Consider the following 24,047-nt stretch of genomic DNA (forward strand, 5'->3'; position numbering starts at 1 on the left):
TGGGAGTTTTACAGATCAATACTCAGGTGGGGCGTTCCATCTGATGTTTTTTCCTGCGTGGTTCCAGCAGGCCCAACAACCCCGTGAACCCGTTTTCGGAAGTTTGAAAAACTGTCGAATGTGACCACGTCCACAGCCTCATCAAGGTCAAGGGTCAGCTGATACCACCCCGGGCGGAGCATTTTCAGGGCAATGATCGTGGCCTGAAAGGGTTGCGAAAGATAACGTCCTTTAACACGCCCCCCCAACGACCACCCTTCGGGAGGACGGTTTGCGATTGCGGCGTGAAACGTATTCCAGTCGCGAAAACCATATTCTTGTGCAACCGCTTCAAGCGCTTTGGCATGGCCGATCTGCACCCCTTCAGCGGCGCGTTTCGCCCGCAGGCGTTTTGCTTGTTCTTTCGCCTGAAACAGGGTGGGACGATGCGAGGTCATGCGCGCACTCCTCGTGTTGAATGGAATATGCCCCAGCGCAGGGATCGTTTCCTTGCCGTGTAAACAAGCACCCCCACAGTCAGCATCAGCAACATGCCATCTGCGATAGGACCAGCGACCCAAATGCCGATTTCCCCAAAGCTCGCAAACAAAATAAACGTCATCGGAATCCCAAACAGATAGGGTCTGGATAGACCTAAAAGCGCGGCGCGGCCTGCGTCTCCGATGGCTTGGAAATGGGTGGAGATCATCATCATCGGCCCTGAAAGACATAATAAAGTGACCATGATGGGAAGGATGCGTTTTACCTCGGCAATGACAGCGGGATCATCCACAAAAACCTGTCCTATTTGCTGCGCAAAAACGCTCAGCACAAGTTGCACGCAGGCGCAGTAAGTGAAAGCCGTGGCCAATGCCAGTTTCAGGCTGTTGTTTGATCTGCTCCACTGACCCGCACCGTAATTATTACCGGTGATGGTTTGCATGGCATGGGACAGCCCCAACAGCGGTAGAAAACCAAAGGTCAGCACCCGTGTAATAATACCATATGCCGAAACCGTGGATTCAAAATGCGGGCTGTGGGCCAATTGCAAAGCCGCCATAATTGCCGCTGATCCAAGCGCAATACCGATGAAGTTCAGGCTTTGGGGTGCGCCCAAGGCCAAGATGCGCCCCCAGTCATGGATCAAACTGTGATGCCGCAAGGCGGATAGGGGCAATCTGGTTTTGCCGCGCATCCGAAACGTTACTATGATCGCAAGGGCAAGCAGTTGCGCCATGGCAGTGCCATAGGCCGACCCTGCCACCCCCAGATCCATTACCGCAATCAGCAGATAATTGAAGCCCATGTTCGCCACGGAAACCAACAGGCTCATGCTGGCCATGAAGCCGACGCGACCCTCATTTCGCAGGGTATCTGAATTGACCGAAAGCACAAACAGCAGCGGTGAAAACAACACAGTGATCCGAAGATAGACCCCGCCCATATGCGCAAGGCTTTCTGATCCGCCTGCGGCCAATTTGGCAAGGGCCGCGCCACATAACATAAACAGCACTATCAGCACCGCCCCGACCAGCAGTGCCAATCCATGGGCCCCTGCAAAGACCGCACGGGCCTCTGACAGGCGGTTGCCTCCTAGATGGCGGGCCAACAGGCTCGACAGTCCGCTGGATACTAAAGTGGCCAAAGCGACGATCAGCATATAGATCGGAAACATTAAGGTGACGGCGGCCAAAGCCTCGGGGCCAACATAGTGCCCCAGAAACAGCGCATCCGCGACGGCAAGCAGGCCGTTCATCCCCATTACAAAAATAATAGGTAGGGCGGTTTTAGCATAAGTGACGCCCAAGGGCGCTGTAAGAAACGTGTTATTCGGGGTGTCAGACATGACCCAATAGTCCTCGTACAAGGATCGCGCAAATTCAGGACGGGGACCCACATTACCATCCGCGCGATATGCGGAGAGGATTACTAAGACAATCGTATGCAGAACTTTACCAAGACAAAACGTCAGCGGGTGGCAGGCGTCGGGAGCCTAGCGAAGGGCTAACCGACTGGGTGACATCCGTCAAGAGGGGGGCAAAGCAACTGAGGTCGATTTCCGAACAAGGACCATGGCCCTTAGTCTGGTGTTGCCCAGTTGGCCGCAGCCGCGACCAATGCGCTTTCTAATGCGGCAAGGCCTGGCAGGTTTTCTGTTTCGGCCAAGGTTACAAAGCCGATCTGAATTACAGATATATCCAAATCGGGAACCGTTAGGGCGCACATGGCTCCCGCCGCAATTTCGGTTTCAAGCGCAATGCGTGGCACGCAGGTTAACACGCCGAGTTTTTGCGAAACCGTCATCAAGGAATTGGGCCCCGCCGTAATTTCAACCACAGGAATCGGCGGTTTCAGGCCCGCATTCAAAAAACACGTATCAAATGCGCCGCGGTTGTTGGTTTCTGGCGACGACAAAGCCCAACCAGCGGTGCAAAGATCATTGATAGACACGGTTTCTTGCGCGGCAAGCGGGTGGGACGCGCCACAGGCAAAGACAAGTTCGCTGTTAAACAACGGGGCTGAGCGCAGAGCGCTGGCTTGTCTTCTGGGCAAATTCTCCCAATTGATCCGGCCCACATAACAATCCACTTCACCATCCAGCAGCGCATGGACCATTTCATCCACCATTCCGATGCGGATGCTGAAACGCAATTTGGATGATACTGGATCTAAACGGGAAATCGCGTCTGGCAGCATTTGATACAATACCGCAGGATTGGTGCCGATGCGCAGTTGCACTGGCTGTTCGGTAGACAGTTCGGTTGCCAGATTATCTATCGCCGCAAGACTGGCGCGGGCCCGTTCCAAGGCATAGACGCCAGCAGGGTTCAGCGTTACACCTCGGGCGGACCGCTCTACAAGGCCAACGCCAAGGGCAAATTCCAGATCCTTTAACATTTGCGAAACCGCCGGCTGGGTCACGTTCAATTCCATCCCCACAGAGCGCAGAGAGCCAAGCTGGTCGATCAGCTCTAGCAGACGGAAATGGCGTAAACGCAGGCGATCTAGGTGTTGGGGTGAATAGCTCATAAGCTGTGCTTATCACGTTTAAGAAAGTTTTGACTATTTGTTTTAACCGCAGTGGGGTAATTCTGACCCCGAGGAGATGCCCCACGTTTTGGGGGCAGAAAGCCAAGCAGACCCCTTATTGGGCGATACTTTGGCAGGGGAGGATTTATGAAACGCGCGAATATCGCGTCCGGCTTGGTTATGGGCGCATTTGGACTGCTGATGTTGCTGGTGGTTATACCAGCCCAGATAGATGCGGCGCCAGACGGTTTTGTCTCGCCCCGACTGGTTCCCAATATCACGATGATTTTGGTGGTTGGGTTGTCGATGCTGATGGTCGTCAACGCGCTGCGCAGTGATCCCGACCCGCAGTCAGGCGCCGCCAGTTTTCAACGATCCGAACTTGCAGCGCTGGTGAAAATCAGCGCCGTATTCGCCGTGTCACTGGGCAGTTTTCTGTGGGTCTCCCCTTTGTTAGCAGGGGTGGTGTTGGTTTCAGGCACGTTATTGGCATTGGGAGAGCGCAATATCCTCACCCTCGTGCTTATGCCTTCGGTTCTGATTTTTGCAGTCTGGTTCCTGTTTTACCGTGTTCTGGGCACCGCAATACTATGAGCGGGTTTGAACATCTTTTGATCGGATTTCAGCACGTCCTGACCCCGATGACCCTGTTATGGGTCACGGTGGGTGTTTCCCTTGGCTATGTTTTGGGCGCTTTGCCTGGTCTGGGTAAGGCCACGGGCGTGGCGGTGACCATTCCGTTAACCTTTTACCTAAGCCCTGTGGCGGCCATCGCCATGCTGATCGGCATCGCCAAAGGCAGCGCGGCGGGCAGTGCGGTTTCGGCAATCTTGCTCAACACCCCCGGAGAGCCGTCATCAGCCCCGACAGCGCTCGATGGTTATCCATTGGCGCGACAAGGCAAGGCGCAAAAAGCGTTAAAGATGGGGTTGTTTGCCTCGGTTTGTGGCGACTTTTTATCGACGGTCGTTCTGATCTGTCTCGCGGCGCCCTTGGCCCGCTATGCCCTGTTGATCGGCCCCGTCGAAATTTGCACGATCCTGTTGTTTTCCCTGACCTTCATAGGTGGGTTGTCGGGAAATTCCATGACCAAAGGATTGATTGCGGGGGCCTTTGGCGTTTGCTTTGCCACTGTCGGGATTGAAACCGAAACCTTCATTCCGCGCCTGACCTTCGGGCTGTTGGAACTGGACGAGGGGATTTCATTGGTGCCGATGGCGATTGGGATGTTGGCTGTGGCTGAAATGGTGGTTCAGGCCGGGAACATGCGCCAGCTAGACGCTGAAACGGCAAATATTGTGCATGGATCCAAACGCGAGGATCGGGTGATTTTGGGATCGGAATGGCGGCGTTGCGTACCCGTTATCCTACGCGGATCGTTAATCGGTTCTGTGGTCGGTATTTTACCCGGCTTGGGGGCGAGTGTCGGGTCGTTCCTGTCTTATGGGGCCACGCAACGGGCCTCAAAAACGCCAGAAAAATACGGCACGGGTATGATAGAAGGCATCGCTGCCGCTGAAAGTGCCGATAATGCCGTGGTTCCATCCAGCCTGATCCCGCTGTTTGCGCTTGGCATTCCGGGCAGTGTGATCGCCGCAATCCTGATCGCAGCGTTAACCTTGCATGGGCTTACACCGGGTCCTTTGATGTTTAAACAGCAGCCCCAGATGGTGGCTGATCTATACGCGGCCATGCTCTGCGCCAGTGTGATCCTGCTGATTGTTGGCTACGCGGGTCAAAGGATTTTTGCACTGGTGATCCGCGTACCAATCCGCCTGATTATTCCAGTGGTTTTGTTTCTGTGCTGCCTTGGTGCTTACATGGAAACCAGTAGCGTGTTTTCCATCTATGTCATGCTGTTTTTCGCCGTGATCGGCTTTGTGGCGCGCAAGCTGGAATTTTCTTTCGTGACCTTTCTGATCGGCTTTGTGATCGGTCCAAATCTGGAGCTGACCTTTCGGCAGTCCATCCAGATCCTGGATCGCAGCCCCGCCAATCTGGTCAGTCACCCCATCGCCATACTCTTCATCGTTCTGACTGCCGTGACGGTATTTATGATCGGACGCAGCCATCGCCGTGCAGCGATCGTGCAACGTCAGAACACACATCAAACAGAACTGCACACTCAATAGGGAGGATACTATGAAAAAACTAAACAGAAGAAATACCTTAGCGGCCATTTTCGCGGTCGCGCTGGGGATGGTCGGGGCACACTCAACGCCCGTTATGGCTCAGGATTACCCGACACAGCCGATCACAATGTTGGTGGGATATAAGGCAGGCGGGCAGACCGATCTGGTGGCGCGCGCCTCTGCCAAAGTGCTGTCCGACCAGTTGGGTGTGCCGGTGAATGTGGTGAACAAACCAGGGGGCGGCGGTGTTCTGGCGGCCCATGAACTGAAGAAAGCCACGCCAGACGGATACACCGTTTTGTTCCACGCAAATTCGGTCATCAACACTGAACCCTTCTTGCTGAAGCGGGTGGATTTCAAGCCGGAAGATTTTGAATATGCGGGGATGATCACCGCCTATCAGGTCGGTCTGGCCACGCAAAAGGATGCGCCTTTTGATAACCTGCCGGAATTCGTCGCTTGGGCCAAAGAAAACCCTGGTTTCCGGTATGGCGCGCTTAGCCCCACCTCGCGGATGTATATGGACGAAATCGCCAAAAAAGAGGGGCTGGAAGTGAATATCGTTCCCCTGAAAGGCGGCGGCGACATGATCAATGCGATCCTTGGCAAACAGGTAACGCTGGCCCTATCAGGCGGGATTCACAAGAAATTTCCCGACGAGATGAAGATGATTTCAGCCCTGACAACCTTTCGCCATCCCTCTGATCCTGATGTGAAAACCATCGACGAAGAAGGCTACACGCTATCGATGGATTCACGTACCACGCTTATCCTGCCCAAAGGCACAGAGCGCCCCATTCTGGAAAAGCTGGCCACCGCATTGAAGGCGGCGCAGACCGACGAAACCTTTAAGACTGTGGTCGATACCGCAAACATTCCGATCATGTATCTGGATGTAGATCAATCCTACGCGGAAATTGAAACCAGCTACAAAAATAACGGCGCGATCATGAAAGCCGCTGGCATCGAGCCGAAATAAACTTCCGTTTTTCGGCGGGTGACACACGCCCGCCGAAACCACCACCCATCCCCAATAATACACACGAGAGGCCGCCATGTTTCAGCCCCTGAAAGACGTTCGGATAGTGGATCTTAGCCAAGTTCTGGCAGGCCCCTACGCCACCTATCAATTGTCCCTGATGGGTGCTGAGGTTCTGAAGATCGAAAAACCCGGCGAGGGTGATTGGACCCGCAAAGGCGGCGGCATTCCACATTTGTCAGATCAGCAGATGGGCCTTGGTTATATCGCCCATAATGCGGGTAAAAAATCTGTCACTCTGGATCTGAAATCCCGCGAAGGGTTAGAACTGGCCAAAAAGCTGATCGCCAGCGCGGATGTCTTTGTTGAGAATTTTAAACCCGGCGTCGCAGCGGGTCTTGGCCTCGGATTTGAGGCCTTGCGCGAGATTAATCCGAAAATTGTGTACTGTTCGATTTCCGCCTATGGCCAAGACGGCCCGATGCGCGGGCGGCCTGCTTATGATCACGTGATCCAAGGCATGTGCGGTATCATGTTAACCACCGGAAAACCTGGGGACGGCCCAACCAAAGTGGGCGCGCCTTATGTGGATTACGCCACAGGAATGAACGCCGCGATGGCCGTTATGGCGGGTCTGCGCGAAGTAGATCGTCTGGGGAAAGCCGTTCAGGTGGATGTGGCAATGCTCGATACAGCCTTGATGTTAATGGCATCTTTGGTCAGCCAACACCTGACAACAGGCTGGACCCCTACGCAAAACGGCAATGAAGCCTGGAGCCAGAGCCCCTCGTCGGGGGCCTTTGACACCAGTGACGGAATGTTGATGCTGGCAGCCAACCATGACGTACAATTTGGCAAGCTGTGTCAAGCGATTGGCCGCATGGATATTCTATCCGATCCCCGCTGGCACTCGACCGCTGCGCGTACGGAAAACGCCGCCAGCCTGCGCGCCACATTGGAAGACACTTTCCGAACCCAGACGGCCAGCCATTGGGAAACCCTGCTTGAAACCGCAACCGTCCCGGCTGCCCGTGTGCGTGGCTTGGAAGAAGTGCTGGGCGAAGCGCAAATCACAGCACGCGGATTGACCAGCGAAATACATGTAGACGGCCATACCGGCCCCATCCATGTCCCAAGCATGAGCTTTAAGGCCGATGGCAACAACGTGGTGCCAAAAACCAGTGCCTCAACACTTGGGGCGGATACAGATGCGGTTTTGCGGGACTTGGGGCTGGACGATAGCAGCCTTGCGCACCTGCGCAACGCTGGGGTGATCTAAGCACGGACTAGTCCAGCGGAATACCTTCGGAGCAGGGTTCTTGCGCACGCGTCAAACGCATTGACGGCTATCGCAAAACCTTGCGCCTGTTATCCGGCCACCCGCAAGGTTTTGGCAGGGCGGCGCGCTTTGGTATCAATCGCGGATTTTGGCAGGGACACAGTGAACGTAGTCCCTGTACCAACGGCGCTTTGCACCGAAATGTCACCGCCATGGGCAATCGACAGTTTCTTACAAATGGCCAGCCCAAGCCCTGTTCCGCCTTCAGATCGGTTGTCGGGGTCTTCAAGTTGTTTGAAGGCTTCGAAGATAAGATCAAGGTGCTCTTCAGGAATACCGCGCCCATTGTCTTCGACTTCGATCCGGAAGCCGGTTTTTTCGCGGCGCGCCCGCAAGGTAATCTCTTGTCCCTTGGAAAACTTCAGCGCATTCCCGACCAGATTGATGAGGATTTGCAAACAGCGTCCGCGATCGGCAAAGGCAATAATGTCGTCACACTCGACCAGAAGCTTGATTGATTTCTCTTGGGCCAGAACTTGGAACTGGTCTTCGACCTCGGCCAGAAGTTCCTCAATCGGAAAAGAGGATCTATCCAGTTTCGCATCCCCAAGTTCCATGCTGGTGTAATCGAGAATTTCATTGATTAGCGTCAGCAGGTGGTTGGCTGAAAAGCTGATTTTCTGGCCGTAAAGTTCTGCCTGATCGCCAAGCAGGTTGGTTGTCAGATCAATCGGTTCACCGGTTTTACGCAGTTTATTGGCGTGGCTTTCCTTCAGCTTGGTCAGGATGCCAGCGTAACCCAAGACAATCGTCAAAGGCGTTCTAAGCTCATGGCTGAGGATGCTTAGGAATTCCGATTTGGCGCGGCTGGCATTTTCAGCAGCGTTGCGCGCGGCGGTGAGTTCAACAATGCTTTCCATCCGCGCACGATTTTCGATGGCATAGCTGAACAGACCGCACATCACGATCAGCAGCGCCGTTCCCGCAACGGTCAGGGCCAACATTTTAAAGGCCTCGGGATTTACAAAATCACCGGAAATTTCAAGTGGTGCGACCCGAAAGGCCGTCATACCAATGAAGTGCAGGCAGACAATAGCAACTGTCAGCGCCCCTGCCATCTGATATTCACCCCATTTATCGGACTTGCTGCCAAAGTATAAGGCAATCGAAGAAAGAATAACGGACAATAGAACCGAGGTGATCAAATAGCCTTCCTGCCAATCCACAATTCCCTGTACGCGGTAGGCAATCATCCCTGCGTAATGCATGGCAGCAATCGCCAAGCCAAGGATCGCCCCCCCGATGGCCGGTGCAAAACGCATCCTGACCATGGCCGCAAACATGACGCCGATCGCACTGCCAATCACCGCAATCGCCAAAGATGCAAATGTCAGCGCCAGATCAAAATTCACCGGAACAGGGGGCCGAAAACCAAGCATAGCCACGAAATGGGTGCACCAGATCGTTACACCGGCTGTTGCAGCAGAAAGCAAATGCCAGGAAATGGCCTGCCGTTCTGATCTGTTGCGTCCATGTCTGTAAAGTTTGGACGTGACCCAGCTGCCAAACCCACACAAAATTCCGGCCAACAAGACCAAAGTAATGTCGTGCTCGACCGTAATACACGAGATGATTGTCATCATTATTTATCTGCCCGGACCAATTAACTTTGGCCTCAATTCGTTGGAAACACTGGCGAAACTTACGCCACCCGCCTGTACTCTATGCTTTTGCCCTGACCACAATGAATGTCAAGCGTAGGGGGTTGGTTTTATTTCCAGTGTGTCCTGAGCGAGTCGTTTTGTGTAATCAGACCAATATGTCTTGGGGCGCGCAGGGCGACCTATTCCGACAATACACAGCGCAGCGACAATGGGATCACCCCGCCTAACAGCCTGGCAAAGCGGGGGCAGGTAGCGGATTGGGTCAGCTTTCAAATGGTGTGGCGCGACCTTGGGCATAACGCGACACACGATCCGCCAGTCGGCCAACCGCTAGGTGCAAAACCACGGTAAGGCAGGCCAGCACGATCAGGCTTGCAAACATCAGGTCGATTTTTGCGCGGCCATTGGCCAGCAGCATCAGATAGCCCAGCCCTTTGGACGCCCCCACCCATTCGCCAATAACCGCCCCGATTGGGGCATAAACGGCGGCCAATTTCAATCCTGTGCCAAGGCTTGGCAGGGCATTCGGGATTTGAATGTGGCGCATGAACTGAAACTTGCCCGCCCCCATCGCAACCGCCAGATCGCGGTAGCCTTGATCTACGCGGGTCAGACCGTCGTGAAAGGCGGATGTGACAGGGAAATAGATGATCAGGATCGCCATCACAATTTTTGACCCCATGCCATAGCCGAACCAAAGCGTCAGCAACGGCGCAAGGGCAAAGACCGGCACGGCTTGGGTGAACACAAGGATCGGCAGCATCAGCCGCTCTGCGGTTTTGGACAAGGCCAGTTGAATGGCGGTAATCGCTCCCAGAACCGTGCCCAATACCAGCCCCAGAAGAACTTCGATGCCAGTCACCCAAGCGTTTTCAAGGATGATGATGCGGCTATGATAGGCCGCCTGCGCAACGCGCCAAGGCGATGGTAAAATATAATGGGGTGCTGCGGTCAGGACCACAAGGGCCTGCCATAGGGCCAGCCCCAAAAGAACGGCAAAAACGGTGTCGCGGTTTTTCATAGGGTCGCGTTTCGCAAATGGGCCAGAAGACGGGATTGGCAGTCTAGCGTTTGTGGGTCGTTGATTTCGCGCAGGGCGGGGGTGTCCGGTACGGGCCAGATTTTGGCTTCTTTTGCGGACATGACGATGATCTGATCTGCCAGACGGGTTGCCTCGGCGGGGTCGTGGGTGACTAATAACACGGTGCGTGTGCGCAGAACCTCGGCGGCCAGTTCTTGCATATCGGCACGGGTTCCTGCATCCAGCGCCGAAAACGGTTCATCCAGAAACACGATGGGGCGATCCTCCATCAAAGTGCGTGCAAGGGCCGCGCGCTGGCGCATCCCCCCCGACAAGGCATTTGGCTTTTGCGCGGATTGCCCAGAAAGACCTACGCGTTCTAACAAGGTTTTTGCGCGGGACAGGTCAGGTGTTTCCCCGCGCAGACGGGCGCCAATACAGATGTTTTCAAGCACGCTTAACCAAGGCAACAACAGATCGGATTGCGCCATATACCCGATGCGCCCCGTAAGCGGTTTTCCGTCGCTCGCATCAATACCCCCAGCGAATTGCCCGCCTGTTTCAAGGTCAAGGATCAGGCGCAGAATGGTGGATTTTCCAACGCCAGACCGCCCGAGCAGACAGGTCCATCGCCCGCCGGGCAGGTGCAAGTCTGCATCGAACAAAACGCTGCCGTTCAAACGATGCTGGCCTGTCAGGGTAATGCCCGGCGGAGGTGTCATCGCGCGTTCAGCCCCATTTGCCAAAATCCGACCTCTAGGGCTGTGGCCTTTGTGAAACGGTCCTGCAAAACGCCTGCCCGTGGCGAAAGGCCCAGATCACCGATCCTGCGCGCAACCGCGTTGTCAATCATCGCACCCACTGTGGCACAGACGGTTTGATATTCTGGGTCCGCATAAGTTTCAATCCAGTCCGTATAGGGCGTATCGGCGGATTTGTTTTGGCCCAAACGCAGGCCGATTTCGCCGTATCCCATCACACAAGGCGCAAGGGTTGCCATCAGATCCAGAAAATCCCCCTGTAGCCCTGCATCCAGAACATAGCGCGTATAGGCGAGGTTCTCGACGTCTTCGGCGGCGTTAAACAGCGTGGCTTCGTCTATGCCTTCGGCGGCGCAGGTTTTCACATGCAACGACATCTCGTGATTGACCAGCGCATCGACTGTACCGGCACACACCCGCATTTCTTCGAGGGTTTCGGATTTCACTACTCCCAGCGACCATGCACGGGAAAAATGCACCAGAAAGACATAGTCCTGAATTAAATAGTGCAAGAACGCCTTACGGGGCAGCGTTCCATCCCCCAGACCCGCGACAAACTGGTGGTTGGTATAATCTTGCCATACCCCTGCCGCCCCTTCGCGCCAGATCGCGAAGGTTTTTCCATAATCTGGCGTGCTCATTGTGCTGTCACGTCAATTGCGATTGCGGACACGGGGTTTTGGCTTGGGATCAGGCCCGCCGCGTGCAGAAAGGATTCAAACGTGGCATAACGGCCCACATCCATCGCGGTGGGGCGCAGGGCAAAACGGGGGATCGTGTCGGCCCATGCGCGGGCATTTAACTCGTCTTGTAATTCTGCCGAAGTGCCCGAAAAGGTCTTCCAGCTTTCTTCGGGATGATTGACGATATATTGGGTGGCTTTTTCAGTCGCCGCCAAAAAACGCGCGATTTTATCTTGGTCCATTGTGTCAGGATTGGCCACATAGATCAGTTCATCGTAGGGGGGCAGACCTTCTTCTTCCACAAAGAAACAAGTGCCTTTGACGCCTTCGATATCCATCTGATTCAGTTCAAAGTTCCGGTATGCGCCGATAACGGCATCCACTTGGCCAGACATCAAAGACGGCGACAGAGACCAGTTTACGTTGACCAATTCGATGTCCTCCAAAGACAGGTTATTGTGGCGCAAGATCGCGCCCAACACTGCCTCTTCCACGCCACCAACTGAAAACCCGACCTTTTTGCCTGCCAGATCAGCGGGGGATTTGATCGGACCGTCTTCTAGCACCAGCAGACAGTTCAACGGGGTGGCGACCAGCGTTCCAACCCGTTTTAGCGGCAGACCTTCGTGGATCAGCAAATGCAACTGGGGTTGATAGGCAATTGCCAGATCGGCCTTGCCAGCGGCCACCAGTTTGGGCGGATCGGATGGATCAGCAGGGGCGATGATCTCAACCTCTAGGTCCAGATCGGCGAAATAGCCTTTTTCCTGCGCCACAATGATCGGGCCATGATCGGGGTTCACAAACCAATCCAGCAGCAGGGTCATTTTATCGGCGGCCAACAGGGGCGAGGCGGTCAGCATCAGTGCTGCAACAAGGGAGGTTAATTTCATTAGGTTACCTTTCAGTTTTTGACGTGTCGCCAAGGGCGATCAAAGAGATTTTTCCATCCCAGCAGGCCCGAAGATGCACAGCGGCATTCCAAGCGCGTAGGCCCGATCGACAGGCAAAAACCGCTCTTTGATCGGGGGATGGTTTGGGGGTATTTTGGGTGAACTCTGCAACGCTTAACCGCTGCGCGGTCGGGGTAACGGGGGAGGGGGCTTCAACGGTATCACGCAGGTCTATGACAAAATCACTGCCAGTGATCTGGCTTGCTGCGATGAAATCAAGGTCGGCATAAGGCTCTGGTGCCGTATCAAACCGAAAGCCGCCAGTGCGGAAGTTTTGCAGATCAAAGCTGATCAACTGACCCAGAGGCGACGGGGCCTGCCCGATCAATACCGCCAAAGCCATTTGCGCCTGTGCCGCCCCGATCATCCCGACAACTGGCCCCAATACACCCGCTGTGGCGCAGGTGGCGGCGCGATCTGGCAGGTCAGGGAAAACCGCCCGCAATGATGGAGCTGTACCGCAAAACCCTGCCACATAGCCCGCAAACCCAAGCGCCGAGGCGCTGATCAGCGGAACGCCCGCCCCGTGGCACAGATCGGACAGGGTGTAGCTGGCGGCAAAACTATCTGCGCAATCCAGAACTAAGGTGTTTTGCGCCACAAGAGCTTTGGCATTTTCAGGGTCAAGGGGCGCGGCAATTGCGGTGATCGTGCAATCCCCGTTCAATTCGCGCAGGGTTGCTGCGGCAGCTTCGGCTTTGGGCTGGCCTATATCGGTTTCGCGAAACAGGGTCTGGCGGTGCAGATTGGACAAGGACACGTGATCCCCGTCCACCAGGGTCAGATGGCCGACGCCTGCGCCCACCAGATATTGCAGCACAGGTGCGCCCAAGCCCCCGACACCAACCACTAGAACACGAGCGGCGTGGATCGCGGCTTGGCCTGCGGTGCCGACTTCGGGCAGGATCATTTGTCGTTCATACCTGTTCATCGTGTTGCCGCCAGCCAAGCGCGGATGCGGTCTTCGGGGTTGGCGTGCAGGGTGATGTCGGTGACAGCCGCCACCACATCCGCGCCTGCCGCAAACGCCCCCGCCGCGCGGTCAATATTCATACCACCGATGGCAATCAACGGGGTCGTGCCAATCCGTTCGCGCCATGTTGTCAGCTTTTCAATACCCTGTTCATGCCATTTCATCTTTTTCAGGATGGTGGGATAGATCGGCCCAAGCGCGATGTAATCGGGGTTTAATTCAAGCGCACGGGCCAGTTCTGCCTTGTCATGGGTGCTGATCCCCAGACGCAACCCGGCACCGCGAATGGCCGCAATATCCGCGTCGTCCAGATCTTCCTGACCAAGGTGGATATAGTCGCAGCCCTCGTCTATGGCGATTTGCCAGTAATCGTTGATAATCAGCGTGCAACCCCGATCGGCACAAACCGCCTTTGCCCGCCGGATATGGTCGCGGATTTCAGCAGGGCTGGCGTCCTTGATCCGCAATTGCACCAGCTTGATCCCCAGCGGAACCAGCCGTTCCAACCAATCGGCACTGTCAAAAATCGGGTAGAAGCGATCAAGTTTCATTGTAAAAACGCCTTTCCGATAACAGGGGTAGAGGGTGCGGCCATGTCGCGGGGTTCCATCGGATCGGCAGCGGCGGCCAATTGGCCTGCGCGAATGGCGGTTGCAAAGGCTTCGGCCATGGCCGCTGGATCCCCTGCCTTGGCGACTGCGGTGTTCAACAACACTGCGTCAAACCCCAGTTCCATCGCCTGCGCCGCTTGTGACGGCAGGCCCAGACCCGCATCAATCACCAAAGGCACATCGGGAAAATGCGCCCGCATGGCCCGCAGGCCGAACAGGTTGTTCAGCCCCAATCCCGAACCGATCGGCGCGCCCCAAGGCATCAGAACCTCACAGCCTGCGTGCAACAACCTGTCCGCGACCACCAGATCCTCGGTTGTGTAGGGGAAAACCTGAAAGCCGTCTTCGGATAAAATACGCGCCGCTTCGACCAGCCCGAACACATCGGGTTGCAGCGTGTCCTCTTCGCCGATGACCTCCAGCTTGATCCACTTGGTATCAAACACCTCGCGGGCCATATGGGCGGTGGTGACGGCCTCTTTCACACTATGGCAGCCTGCGGTGTTGGGCAGGATATGCACGTTCAGATCGCGGATCATCTGCCAGAAATCCTGCCCCGCGCGGGTCTGCCCGCTTTCGCGGCGCAAAGAAACCGTGGCAACGCTGGCTTTACTGCGCTGGAATGCATCCGCCAGAATGGCAGGTGACGGGTATTGCGCCGTACCCAGCATGAACCCGTTGGCAAGGGCGGTGCCGTAAAATTCACGCATGATCTACCCCCCCTGCATGGGCGCAAGAACTTCGATCAAATCACCCTCGGCCAAGGGATGATCCGCGCGGGAGGGAGCAGGGACGAACTGGCCGTTCACAGCCGTTGCGACCTTTGCACCGCCAAAACCCTGCGCTGTCAGCAGCCCGTCCAAAGTTGCGACATCTACATCCAAGGTCGCGCCATTAAGTTGCAGTTTCATCCATCACCTCCGGTGTTGTGTTGTCAAAAATCAGCTCTGCCACCATCCGCGCCAGCGCAGGGGCCAAAAGAAAACCGTGCCGGAACAAACCGTTGGCGCGGATCAGGTTTCCGCTGCGGCGGATGCGCGGCAGGTTGTCGGGAAAGGCGGGGCGGCTGTCGACGCCGATTTCCAGCACCTCGGCCTCGCCAAAGGCGGGGTTCAGGGCATAGGCGGCGCTGAGCAATTCCAACAGGGCGCGGGCGGTGATGTGTTTGCCTGCGCGCCCTTCAATCATGGTAGCGCCCAGCATGAAAACCCCGTCACCGCGCGGCACAATGTACAGCGGAATACGCGGGTGCAGCAGGCGGATGGGACGGTGCAGCGTGACCTCGGGGCAGGATAACACCAACATTTCGCCCTTGACCCCGCGCAGGTCCGAAAGCTGTGCGCGCGCCTGAAACCCGCGGCAATCCACAGTCAGCCCGTGCTGTGCATAGCTGTCAGGATCGGCATCCGCCTGCTGAAACTCTGCCCCGTCGGCCACAAGGCTGGCCCGCAATTGGGCCAGAGCATCACGTGGGGACAGATGGGCCTCGGATTCAAAGAACAAACCTTTGGAAAACCGCCCGCCCAAATCCGGTTCAAGATCGGAAATTTCATCAGCCCCGACCTCTCGGTACTGGGAAGTGCGGCGAGCGAAACGGATCAGTTCTGCCTTATCCCGTGCCGGTGACACCACAAGCGAGCCGCGTTGCTGCACGGCGCGGGTTTTTGCCGCCCACCACATCGCAGACTCTTGCCCCAGACGGATCACGGGTTCCACGGCGCTTTCGCCTTCACAAAACGGGGCGAGCATACCGCCCGCCCACCACGAACAAGCCGCCGGGCCTAGATCGGCCTGACGATCCACAAGAGTGACGGATGCCCCCCGATCCAGCAGGGTGCGGGCCACACACAGGCCCGCAACGCCTGCGCCGATGATGGTCACTTCAACCATTACCATTGCCCGTGAAAGTGATGGACTGGCCCATGGCCCGCGCCGATGTGTAACTGGTCAGACGCCGCAATAGCACCCTGCAAATACCCGTGTGCTGCGGTCACGGCGGCCTGAAGGTTCAGCCCTTTCGCCAAATGCGCGGCAATGGCTGCGGAATAGGTGCAGCCTGTTCCATGGGTGTTTTTCGTAAGCACCCGAGGTGCTGACAATGTGGTGACCACACCACAGGCGTCTATCAAAACATCCGTGCAAGTCCCCCCTATGGCGTGGCCACCTTTCATCAGAACCGCCTGTGGCCCCATGTCCAAAAGACGTTTGCCCTGCGTGGCCATTTCTACGGTTGATCCGGCCTCTGGGATGCCCAACAAACGGGCGGCCTCGGGCAGATTTGGGGTTAGAAGTGTGGCCAACGGCAGAATTTGCGCTGTCATTGCTTTAACGGCGGACTCTTGCAGTAAGGCATCACCGGATTTGGCGATCATCACAGGGTCCACGACAACGGGGCCTTTGAAATTGACCAGACATCGCGCAACCGCATCAATAATAACAGGGGAAAACAGCATTCCCAGCTTGATGGATTGAACCGGAATATCAGACAGCACAGCCGTTATTTGCGCGGCAACCACATCAGTCGGAACTTCATGCACCGCCGTGACAGCGCGTGTGTTTTGCGCCGTAATTGCGGTGATTACACTTGCCGCGTAAACGCCATTGGCCGACATCGCCTTAAGGTCGGCCTGAATGCCAGCCCCGCCGCCGCTGTCAGAGCCTGCAATCGTAAGGGCAATTGGGGGTTTGCCAGTCACTGGTGTGTCTCCATCGGTTGTGGGACGACCAGCGAAAGAATGAGCCTGCGCATTACGAATGCAGTGACGCAGTGTACCCGTTCCCTACGCCGGCATGACCCGGATCAGGTTCGACGGGTCGGTGCGCGCACCTCTCAGCCCCTAAAGGCTCCCCGACGGATAAAATTTCTACCGAGCGGATTTTCAGGGCCGCAATCGGATTTCAGTTGCAACGCTAATTTGGATTGAACCGGATCACAACAGCCAAATGACAAATGTGGGTTTTTCCGGATTTGAACATTTGCCACGCGTTCTGCGCGGGCTGGTGCGAATGGGAATTGCCGTGGGTGGGAAGTTAGGGTAGTGAGTTAATTGTAATGTTATTACATTGCGAATCAAATATTCGAACCAACCTCTGAATGGAGACTTACATGTTTTTGGAAATCCCGAAACAACTGAGCGCCCTAACCCTTGCCGCACTGGTTACAGTTGCCGCACCCGCCTTAGCCGAAACAACCAGCACCTCTGAAAGCAAGGCGCACAGCCATGCCCATGACCACAGCGCGGATGACATCTACAAAGGGATTTTCGACGACGGTCAGATCAAAGCCCGCACTTTGTCGGATTGGGCGGGGGACTGGCAATCTGTCTATCCTCTTTTGCAAAGTGGCGCATTGGACGGCGTTATGCAGCACAAAGCCGAACATGGGGAAAAGACCGCCGAAGAGTACAAAACATATTACCAAACCGGATATGCCACAGATGTGGATCGCATCCTTTTTGAAGGCGAAAGTGTGACGTTTTTTCGGAACGGGAAACCGGTTCAGGCGCAATATGGAAATGCAGGCTACGATATTTTGACTTACAAAGCAGGCAATCGTGGGGTGCGTTTTGTGTTTGAAAAACAAAGTGGTGACGCGGAAGCGCCGAATTTCATCCAGTTCAGCGATCACAAAATTGCGCCCGCAATAGCTGATCACTACCACCTTTATTGGGGCGACGATCGGGCAGCTTTGCTCAAAGAAGTGACCAATTGGCCAACCTATTACCCTGCCGATTTGTCAGCCGCGCAGATCGCGTCAGAAATGGTTGCCCACTAAGCCCGATACGGGAAACGCGAAGCCTAGTCCTAGCCCCAAATGATATAATCGGGCGGTTAAGAAGCGAGAAAGTTCAGACGTATAAGCCTCTCAAAACTTACCCTGAAAATCCTTAGGATTTGGGGGAACCTTGAAAGCCGTCTAGAATACTCGCTTCTTAATTCCGGTTCAGTATTTGCCCGTGGCTTCCAAGTCTATCGCCCCTGCAATACCCAAATCCAAGATGCCGTTTAAGATTTCCGCCACGCAATCCCGCCATGCAGAGCTTTCAACCAGCGCCTTTGGAACAAGTGCGATCTGTTCATGTAGCGCCGTTGAAATCAATTCTCCGTCACGGGGGATGCCCTGCAAAACGCGGATGATTTCAGCTTCGCGGGGGTCACGCAAGGCATAGGTAACCCCGCCATCCGTTACGCCAAGACAATAGCGCATCCACATTGCTGTTGCGAAGGCGAACGGGCGCAAGGCGCACCCGTTTTCAAGCGCGTCGAGAGCGGGTGCAAAAATCCGCTGAGGCAATTTTTCCGTGCCATCCATTGCGATTTGATAGGTCTCATGTGCGATTGAAGGGTTGTTAAACCGTGCCTCCAGATCCTTGGCATAGGTGTCAAAGCTGAAAGCGGGCAGCGGTTCCAGTGTTTGGGCTGCGGCTTTTAAATGGCGGCGAACCAGACGTTCCAAGGCGGGATTGACCATCACATCACGCACATACCGGTGCCCCGCCAGAAAGCCGGAATAGGCCAGCATGGAATGGGCACCATTCAACATGCGCAGCTTCATCCGTTCATAGCTATCGACATCCTGAACAAAGATCGCGCCACCTTGCTCCCAAGCGGGTCGGCCCTGTGGGAAATGGTCTTCGATGACCCATTGTGTAAAAGATTCTGTTTCAATCGCGCCAAGGTCGATGCATCCGGTCAAGCGCTCTGCCTCGGCACGGGTTTCAGGCCCTGCGGCGGGGGTAATACGATCAACCATGCAGGATGGAAAAGCCACGTTTCGGGCGATCCAATCTGCTAGGGAAGCATCGTGCAATCGGGCGAATCCGACAAGCCCCTTTTGCAAAAACTGGCCGTTGTTCGGAAGGTTGTCGCAACACAAAACGGTAAACGGCGCTGTGCCGTTGGCTTTGCGTTTCCCAAGTGCGGCACATAACAGGCCAAGCACGCCTTTGGGCGCATCCAGCGCGGTTAAATCCGCTGCAATGACGGGGTTTTGCGGATCAGGAAGGCCCGTGCTGCGCTCAATCCCATAGCCTTTTTCCGTCACGGTCAGCGTCACAATGCGGATCGCAGGATCACAGAGTGCCTGTAACGTGGCCTGCGGGTCGGCTGCAATCACTTGGGAAATCGCGCCAATCACACGGCCCGAGACCCCCGTTTCATCCCGTTCAATCAGCGTATACAGGCAGTTTTGCGGGGCTAACGCATCGACAACGTCACGATTGCGCAGGCTGACGCCGATAATGCGCCAGTCACCGCCCGCATGGGCAAGGGCGGCATCGGTCATCGCGGCTTGATGGGCCCTGTGAAAAGCACCAAGGCCCAAATGCACAATGCCTGCCCCGTGTGCGGCGGGGTCATAATCCGGGGGCAGGGCAGCGCCGGAAATATCCGTTATCTGGCTTAGACGTTTCAATGGTTTAACCCGTTGGCAACAGTGGGATGCGATAGGGCAGTGACGATCCCGCGCAATTCAGCCAGACCTTTCAACCGCCCGATTGACGGATACCCCGGCTGGGCATTGCGGCCCAGATCGTCTAGAATATCCTGACCGTGATCGGGGCGGAACGGTATCGAGGCGTCCTCTCGGCCAGCGGCTCGACGGTGCGCTTCTTGCTTAAGAACCGCAGCAATCAAAGCCACCATATCGGTGTCACCTTCAAGGTGGGCCGCCTCGTGAAAACTGCCGCAAATATCAGAAGTTTCCCGCTTAACATTGCGCAAATGCAGAAAATGCACCCGATCGCCCAAACGTTCCATCATGCCGGGCAGGTCGTTATCGGGCCGCGCACCAAGCGAGCCGGAACACAGGGTCACACCGTTGGACATCACGTCAACTGTATCCAAAACCTGTTTGTAATCCGCTTCGGTAGACATGATCCGCGGCAGCCCCAACAGGGGGGTCGGCGGATCGTCTGGATGACAACACAAACGCATCCCCAGATCTTGGGCAACAGGGGCGACTTCGGACAGAAAATCAATCAGATTCGCGCGCAAACCGTCCTCACCCAGGCCCGCATAGGCGGACAGATGATAGCGCAGATCTTCGAGTGAAAAATTCTCGGCGGCCCCTGGCAAACCAAACACAACATTGCGCACAAGAGACTGTATATCGTCCTGTCGCAGAGTTTTGAAAACCTGATTGGCCGCCAGTACCGTTTCGTCAGAATAGCTGTCCACAGCGCCGTCGCGACCAAGAATGTGAATGTCAAAAGCTGCAAAAACCGGCAGCTCAAACCGCATGCAAGTCGCCCCATTGGGCAGTTGAAACGCCAGATCAGTGCGGGTCCAATCCAGAACTGGCATGAAATTATAACAGATCACATTCAAACCCGCTGCATGCAGGTTGTGAAGAGATTCTTTCCATGCCTCCAGATGGTTACGCCAGTCGCCAGTTTGTCGCTTGATGTCTTCGGACACAGGCAGGCTTTCGACCACATCCCATTTCAAACCCGATGGGCCACCCGCCGGTCTGGTTGCAATTTCCTTTTGGCGCTTTGCGATTTCTGCGCCAGACCAGACCGCGCCGGTGGGGATGTGGTGCAAGGCCGAGACAACACCCTCGACCCCCGCCTGCAACATTGTATCGACCGAAACCCGGTCTTCCGGTCCAAACCAACGCCAAGTCTGTTTCATGTGCATTCCTTCCGATTGCTGCGGATACCATTTAAAGCCTGGATCAGAAGTAGCATACAAATTTTGTGTTGACTAGTATGGTAGTAGTCTTGCACAGTTAGGACGAGGAGAAAAAATGCCTGAGACTTCAAACATCTTTTCCAAAGTGAGTGATCAACTCGAAGCCAGTGGGCCGGTGGGGGCGCAGCTTTATGCCCGCTTGCGGCTGCGCATTGTGCGCGGCGAGTTGGAACCGGGGACACGCCTGTCCGAGGTTGATGTGGCATCTTATTACGACACCAGCCGCCAACCAGTGCGCGAGGCATTCATCAAACTTTCTGAGGCTGGCTTGATCGACATCCGCCCCCAAAGAGGCAGTTTTGTCAGCCGCATCGACATAGCATCGGTTCTGGCTGCACAATTTGTACGTGAAGCGGTTGAGGCGGATATTGTACGCGCGGTCACTGCGCGTGCGAATGCACAGATGCTGGCAGAGCTTGATGAAATCCTTAGATTACAGGTAGACGCCGCTGGGATCGACAATCCCCAACCGTTTATTGATCTGGACGAAGCCTTTCATCGCAAACTTGCCGATATTGCAGGGCAGGGGGCGGGTTGGGATTTTCTGCAACCCCTGAAAAGCCAGATGGACCGAGTGCGTCACCTAAGTGCCAGCCAGTTCCCCCGAAGTATTCTGGTAGAGCAGCACACACAGATCGTCGATGCAATCAAAGCTGGAAACGCCAGCGCCGCCGAGGAAAAAATGCGTCTGCATCTGCGCCGCATTCTGGATGATGTGCCTGTTGTCGCCGCCGCCAAACCTGCGTTCTTCATTGCGGAGCCGTCCTAATGGGGAACGCGTTTTTGCATCCTGACCGTTTGTTGCCTGCTGATCCGGCAACCCGCAAACTGGCGCGCACATTGTATAATGCGGTTGCCGATTTACCGATTGTTTCGCCCCACGGCCATACCGATCCCCGTTGGTGGGGCGAAAACCCTGCGTTCTCCGATCCGGCAGCATTGTTCGTAACACCTGATCACTATGTCACGCGGATGTTGACCAGTCAGGGCATCCCCTTTGAAGCGCTTGGCATCGGTGCCAACTGTGAAAAAGACCCCCGTAAAATCTGGCAAACCTTTGCGGATCATTACCATCTGTTTGCAGGAACACCCTCGCGGATCTGGGTAGACGATGCGCTGTCCCGTCTGTTTGGTGTCACACAGCGACTTGGGCCGAAAACGGCAAATGACATTTATGATGCTATTGCGGAACGCTTGCCCGAGCCCGATACCCGCCCCCGCGCGCTCTATGACCGGTTTGGAATTGACGCTATTGCAACCACCGACAGCGCTTTGGATGATCTGGCGTTTCATGCCATGGCGCGTGAAAGCGACTGGCAGGGACGGGTTGTGCCCACCTATCGCCCTGATGCAGTGATTGATCCGGATACCCCTGATTTCAGCGCCAATCTGGAACATCTGGCCGAAGTTTCAGGTTGTGATACCAGCACATGGGATGGTTATCTGGATGCCCACCGCGCCCGCCGCGCGGCATTTCAGGCAATGGGGGCTACGGCCACCGATCACGGCCACCCGACACCCCGCACGGCAGATTTACCCCTGACGGAAGCGCGCGCGCTTTTTGAACGGGTACGCTCGGACAAGCTGGAACATGGGGATAGCGAGCTATTCCGCGCACAGATGCTGACCGAAATGGCGCGGATGTCGGTTGAAGACGGGCTGGTGATGCAGCTTCATTCAGGGTCTTTGCGGGGGCATTCTAGCGCAACACGGCGGGATTACGGGCCGGATCGCGGCTTTGATATTCCGGTGCCTGTCAGCTTCCCCGAAGCTCTGCGCCCTTTGCTCGATGCCGTCGGGCTGGACCCGCGATTGACCCTGATCTTGTTCACCTTGGACGAGACCACATATTCCCGCGAACTGGCCCCATTGGCAGGGGTTTGGCCTTGCCTACGCCTTGGCCCGCCGTGGTGGTTTCACGACAGCTACGAAGGCATGCGCCGCTTTCGCGAAATGGCGATGGAAACGGCGGGCATCTATAACACGGTTGGTTTCAACGATGACACGCGGGCGTTGTGTTCCATTCCGGCCCGCCACGATGTGGCGCGGCGTGTGGACAGCGGCTGGCTGGCTGAAATGATCGTAACCCATCGGCTTGAGGAGGCCGAGGCGTTCGAGATTGCGCCACTGTTGGCACACGGTTTGGCAAAACAGGCTTACCGACTTTGACAGATTAATCGCGGTTGCGCTTCGGTGCGACCAAACACTTGTGGAACCGGACATTACGCCGGTGCGCAAAAACCAAGGGAGAGAGACATGACAACCACTAAAACTACTTTCGCACGCCGCAGCGTGCTTCAACTTGGGGCCGCAGCGCTTGCGACACCGGCATTGATGCGCACCGCTTGGGCACAGGATAAATTCGTCTGTAAAATTGCCCACTCCGAAGCCATCGGGTCACCGTTCACCAATGCGTTCGATAAATGGACCACCATGCTGAACGAACGCAGCGAAGGGCGCATTGATGCCCAGCACTTTCCTGCCAGCCAGTTGGGTGGCCTAGCACAGCTTCTTGAAATGAGCCGCATCGGAACAATCCAAGTCACCGCCGCAGGCCCTGACAGTGAAGAAGCCATCGCCCCCGAAATCGCCGCAACAGCAGGTGCGCCCGGCTTTATCTACAAAAACGAAGCCCATGTTGATGCCGTTTTGCAAGGTGACATCGGGCGTGAAATCAGCCAGATCGCACGGGAAAAAACCGGCGTTGAATTTATTGCTTACGGCGAAGTCGGCTTCCGCCACTTGCTGACAAAAGTTCCGGTAACAGATCTGGCCAGCCTGCAAGGTGTCAAACTGCGTGTGCCCGAAGTGCGTATCTGGGTGGATTTCTGGAAAACCCTTGGCGCAAACCCGACACCGCTGCCCTATTCAGAGCAATATTCAGCCCTTTCCACAGGTGTGATTGACGGTCTGGATTCCGATTACTTCTCGGTTCTCGGGTTCAAATGGCACGAGCAGGCAAAATACATCCTGCCGACCTATCACTGGTTCCTGCCCAAAGCGATCCGCATGAACGCGGCCTGGCTGGATAGCCTGCCTGCCGATCTGCAAGAATTGTGCCGCGCGTCAGCCAAAGAAGCCTTTGAAGAACAGCGCACCATTAACCGTGCAGGGGCGGATCAAGCGCTTGAAGATCTGAAATCCGCCGGGTGTATCGTCAATCCGTTCCCCGCCGCCGAAAAAGCCAAATGGGAAGAAAAATCCGCCGGTCTGTTTGACGAGTTCGGCGCCACCAGCCCAGAAACAGCCGCAATGATCGCAAAGATCCGCGCGCTTGGTTAATTGGTTT

24 protein-coding genes and 1 riboswitch are annotated in these 24,047 nt (G+C 55.8%); of the genes, 8 read left to right on the plus strand and 16 right to left on the minus strand.

From position 1 onward, the window contains the following. Window positions 1–8: 8 nt before the first annotated feature. The 3 genes from GGE09_RS18905 to GGE09_RS18915 all read right to left on the minus strand — a co-directional run bounded on the left by GGE09_RS18905 (window position 9) and on the right by GGE09_RS18915 (window position 3,009). Window positions 9–437: a glyoxalase superfamily protein gene (locus GGE09_RS18905; RefSeq protein ID WP_309747747.1), complete on the minus strand. Its 429-nt coding sequence runs from the start codon at window positions 435–437 to the stop codon at window positions 9–11. Beyond that, the gene (locus GGE09_RS18910) at window positions 434–1,825 is read right to left on the minus strand and encodes an MATE family efflux transporter (protein ID WP_309747748.1); all 1,392 of its coding nucleotides are present in this window, start codon (window positions 1,823–1,825) and stop codon (window positions 434–436) included. The genes GGE09_RS18905 and GGE09_RS18910 overlap by 4 nt, the downstream gene beginning before the upstream one ends. Before the next feature lie 233 nt (window positions 1,826–2,058). Beyond that, on the minus strand, window positions 2,059–3,009 hold the full coding sequence (locus GGE09_RS18915; RefSeq protein WP_309747749.1) for a LysR family transcriptional regulator: 951 nt from the start codon (window positions 3,007–3,009) through the stop codon (window positions 2,059–2,061). Window positions 3,010–3,156: 147 nt separating this feature from the next. On the opposite strand from GGE09_RS18915, the gene GGE09_RS18920 reads away from it, so the two are divergent. From GGE09_RS18920 to GGE09_RS18935, 4 genes are all read left to right on the plus strand, one after another. Beyond that, a complete protein-coding gene (locus GGE09_RS18920) occupies window positions 3,157–3,603 on the plus strand; it encodes a tripartite tricarboxylate transporter TctB family protein (RefSeq protein ID WP_309747750.1) in 447 nt (148 codons plus the stop codon). Then, window positions 3,600–5,141, plus strand: a complete 1,542-nt coding sequence (locus tag GGE09_RS18925) for a tripartite tricarboxylate transporter permease (RefSeq protein ID WP_309747751.1) — start codon at window positions 3,600–3,602, stop codon at window positions 5,139–5,141. The genes GGE09_RS18920 and GGE09_RS18925 overlap by 4 nt, the downstream gene beginning before the upstream one ends. Before the next feature lie 10 nt (window positions 5,142–5,151). Then, on the plus strand, window positions 5,152–6,120 hold the full coding sequence (locus GGE09_RS18930) for a tripartite tricarboxylate transporter substrate binding protein (protein ID WP_309747752.1): 969 nt from the start codon (window positions 5,152–5,154) through the stop codon (window positions 6,118–6,120). A gap of 76 nt (window positions 6,121–6,196) precedes the next feature. Next, the gene (locus tag GGE09_RS18935; protein WP_309747753.1) at window positions 6,197–7,399 is read left to right on the plus strand and encodes a CoA transferase; all 1,203 of its coding nucleotides are present in this window, start codon (window positions 6,197–6,199) and stop codon (window positions 7,397–7,399) included. A gap of 89 nt (window positions 7,400–7,488) precedes the next feature. Here the strand turns inward: GGE09_RS18935 and GGE09_RS18940 are convergent, their stop codons facing one another. The 11 genes from GGE09_RS18940 to thiD form a co-directional block, all read right to left on the minus strand. After that, entirely contained in the window at window positions 7,489–9,042 is a 1,554-nt protein-coding gene (locus GGE09_RS18940; RefSeq protein WP_309747754.1) for an ATP-binding protein, read from the minus strand. Between the two features lie 283 nt (window positions 9,043–9,325). Next, complete coding sequence (locus tag GGE09_RS18945) at window positions 9,326–10,084, minus strand: ABC transporter permease (RefSeq protein ID WP_309747755.1); 759 nt, start codon at window positions 10,082–10,084, stop codon at window positions 9,326–9,328. Continuing rightward, window positions 10,081–10,806, minus strand: coding sequence for an ABC transporter ATP-binding protein (locus GGE09_RS18950; protein WP_309747756.1), 726 nt, complete (start codon window positions 10,804–10,806; stop codon window positions 10,081–10,083). The genes GGE09_RS18945 and GGE09_RS18950 overlap by 4 nt, the downstream gene beginning before the upstream one ends. Further along, a complete protein-coding gene (gene tenA, locus GGE09_RS18955; RefSeq protein ID WP_309747757.1) occupies window positions 10,803–11,486 on the minus strand; it encodes a thiaminase II in 684 nt (227 codons plus the stop codon). Before tenA ends, GGE09_RS18950 begins: the two co-directional genes overlap by 4 nt. Next, the gene (locus tag GGE09_RS18960) at window positions 11,483–12,421 is read right to left on the minus strand and encodes an ABC transporter substrate-binding protein (RefSeq protein ID WP_309747758.1); all 939 of its coding nucleotides are present in this window, start codon (window positions 12,419–12,421) and stop codon (window positions 11,483–11,485) included. The genes tenA and GGE09_RS18960 overlap by 4 nt, the downstream gene beginning before the upstream one ends. Before the next feature lie 4 nt (window positions 12,422–12,425). Beyond that, window positions 12,426–13,412, minus strand: coding sequence for a ThiF family adenylyltransferase (locus GGE09_RS18965; protein WP_309747759.1), 987 nt, complete (start codon window positions 13,410–13,412; stop codon window positions 12,426–12,428). Beyond that, complete coding sequence (locus tag GGE09_RS18970) at window positions 13,409–14,005, minus strand: thiamine phosphate synthase (RefSeq protein ID WP_309747760.1); 597 nt, start codon at window positions 14,003–14,005, stop codon at window positions 13,409–13,411. The genes GGE09_RS18965 and GGE09_RS18970 overlap by 4 nt, the downstream gene beginning before the upstream one ends. Then, window positions 14,002–14,775, minus strand: a complete 774-nt coding sequence (locus GGE09_RS18975; RefSeq protein ID WP_309747761.1) for a thiazole synthase — start codon at window positions 14,773–14,775, stop codon at window positions 14,002–14,004. Before GGE09_RS18975 ends, GGE09_RS18970 begins: the two co-directional genes overlap by 4 nt. A 3-nt stretch (window positions 14,776–14,778) precedes the next feature. Next, entirely contained in the window at window positions 14,779–14,976 is a 198-nt protein-coding gene (thiS, locus tag GGE09_RS18980) for a sulfur carrier protein ThiS (protein WP_309747762.1), read from the minus strand. Next, window positions 14,960–15,955, minus strand: a complete 996-nt coding sequence (thiO, locus tag GGE09_RS18985; RefSeq protein ID WP_309747763.1) for a glycine oxidase ThiO — start codon at window positions 15,953–15,955, stop codon at window positions 14,960–14,962. The genes thiS and thiO overlap by 17 nt, the downstream gene beginning before the upstream one ends. Next, the gene (gene thiD, locus GGE09_RS18990) at window positions 15,955–16,761 is read right to left on the minus strand and encodes a bifunctional hydroxymethylpyrimidine kinase/phosphomethylpyrimidine kinase (RefSeq protein ID WP_309747764.1); all 807 of its coding nucleotides are present in this window, start codon (window positions 16,759–16,761) and stop codon (window positions 15,955–15,957) included. The genes thiO and thiD overlap by 1 nt, the downstream gene beginning before the upstream one ends. A 64-nt stretch (window positions 16,762–16,825) precedes the next feature. Next, window positions 16,826–16,926, minus strand: a riboswitch (TPP riboswitch). 245 nt (window positions 16,927–17,171) lie between these two features. Here thiD and GGE09_RS18995 point away from each other — a divergent pair. Beyond that, entirely contained in the window at window positions 17,172–17,840 is a 669-nt protein-coding gene (locus GGE09_RS18995) for a metal-binding protein ZinT (protein ID WP_309747765.1), read from the plus strand. A 168-nt stretch (window positions 17,841–18,008) separates the two neighbouring features. Here GGE09_RS18995 and GGE09_RS19000 read toward each other — a convergent pair whose 3' ends face one another. Together GGE09_RS19000 and uxuA are read right to left on the minus strand one after the other, a co-directional pair. Then, on the minus strand, window positions 18,009–19,478 hold the full coding sequence (locus GGE09_RS19000; RefSeq protein ID WP_309747766.1) for a mannitol dehydrogenase family protein: 1,470 nt from the start codon (window positions 19,476–19,478) through the stop codon (window positions 18,009–18,011). Beyond that, window positions 19,475–20,698: a mannonate dehydratase gene (gene uxuA, locus GGE09_RS19005; protein ID WP_309747767.1), complete on the minus strand. Its 1,224-nt coding sequence runs from the start codon at window positions 20,696–20,698 to the stop codon at window positions 19,475–19,477. Before uxuA ends, GGE09_RS19000 begins: the two co-directional genes overlap by 4 nt. A 115-nt stretch (window positions 20,699–20,813) precedes the next feature. Here uxuA and GGE09_RS19010 point away from each other — a divergent pair, with 115 nt between their 5' ends. From GGE09_RS19010 to GGE09_RS19020, 3 genes are all read left to right on the plus strand, one after another. Then, the gene (locus tag GGE09_RS19010) at window positions 20,814–21,527 is read left to right on the plus strand and encodes a GntR family transcriptional regulator (RefSeq protein ID WP_309747768.1); all 714 of its coding nucleotides are present in this window, start codon (window positions 20,814–20,816) and stop codon (window positions 21,525–21,527) included. After that, window positions 21,527–22,927 carry a glucuronate isomerase gene (uxaC, locus tag GGE09_RS19015; protein ID WP_309747769.1) on the plus strand — a complete coding sequence of 467 codons (1,401 nt, stop codon included), beginning with the start codon at window positions 21,527–21,529 and terminating at the stop codon, window positions 22,925–22,927. Before GGE09_RS19010 ends, uxaC begins: the two co-directional genes overlap by 1 nt. 87 nt (window positions 22,928–23,014) lie before the next feature. After that, a complete protein-coding gene (locus GGE09_RS19020; protein WP_309747770.1) occupies window positions 23,015–24,040 on the plus strand; it encodes a TRAP transporter substrate-binding protein in 1,026 nt (341 codons plus the stop codon). The last annotated feature ends 7 nt before the right edge of the window (window positions 24,041–24,047 follow it).

This window comes from Roseobacter sp. N2S (assembly GCF_031454055.1).
Classification (GTDB): domain Bacteria; phylum Pseudomonadota; class Alphaproteobacteria; order Rhodobacterales; family Rhodobacteraceae; genus Amylibacter.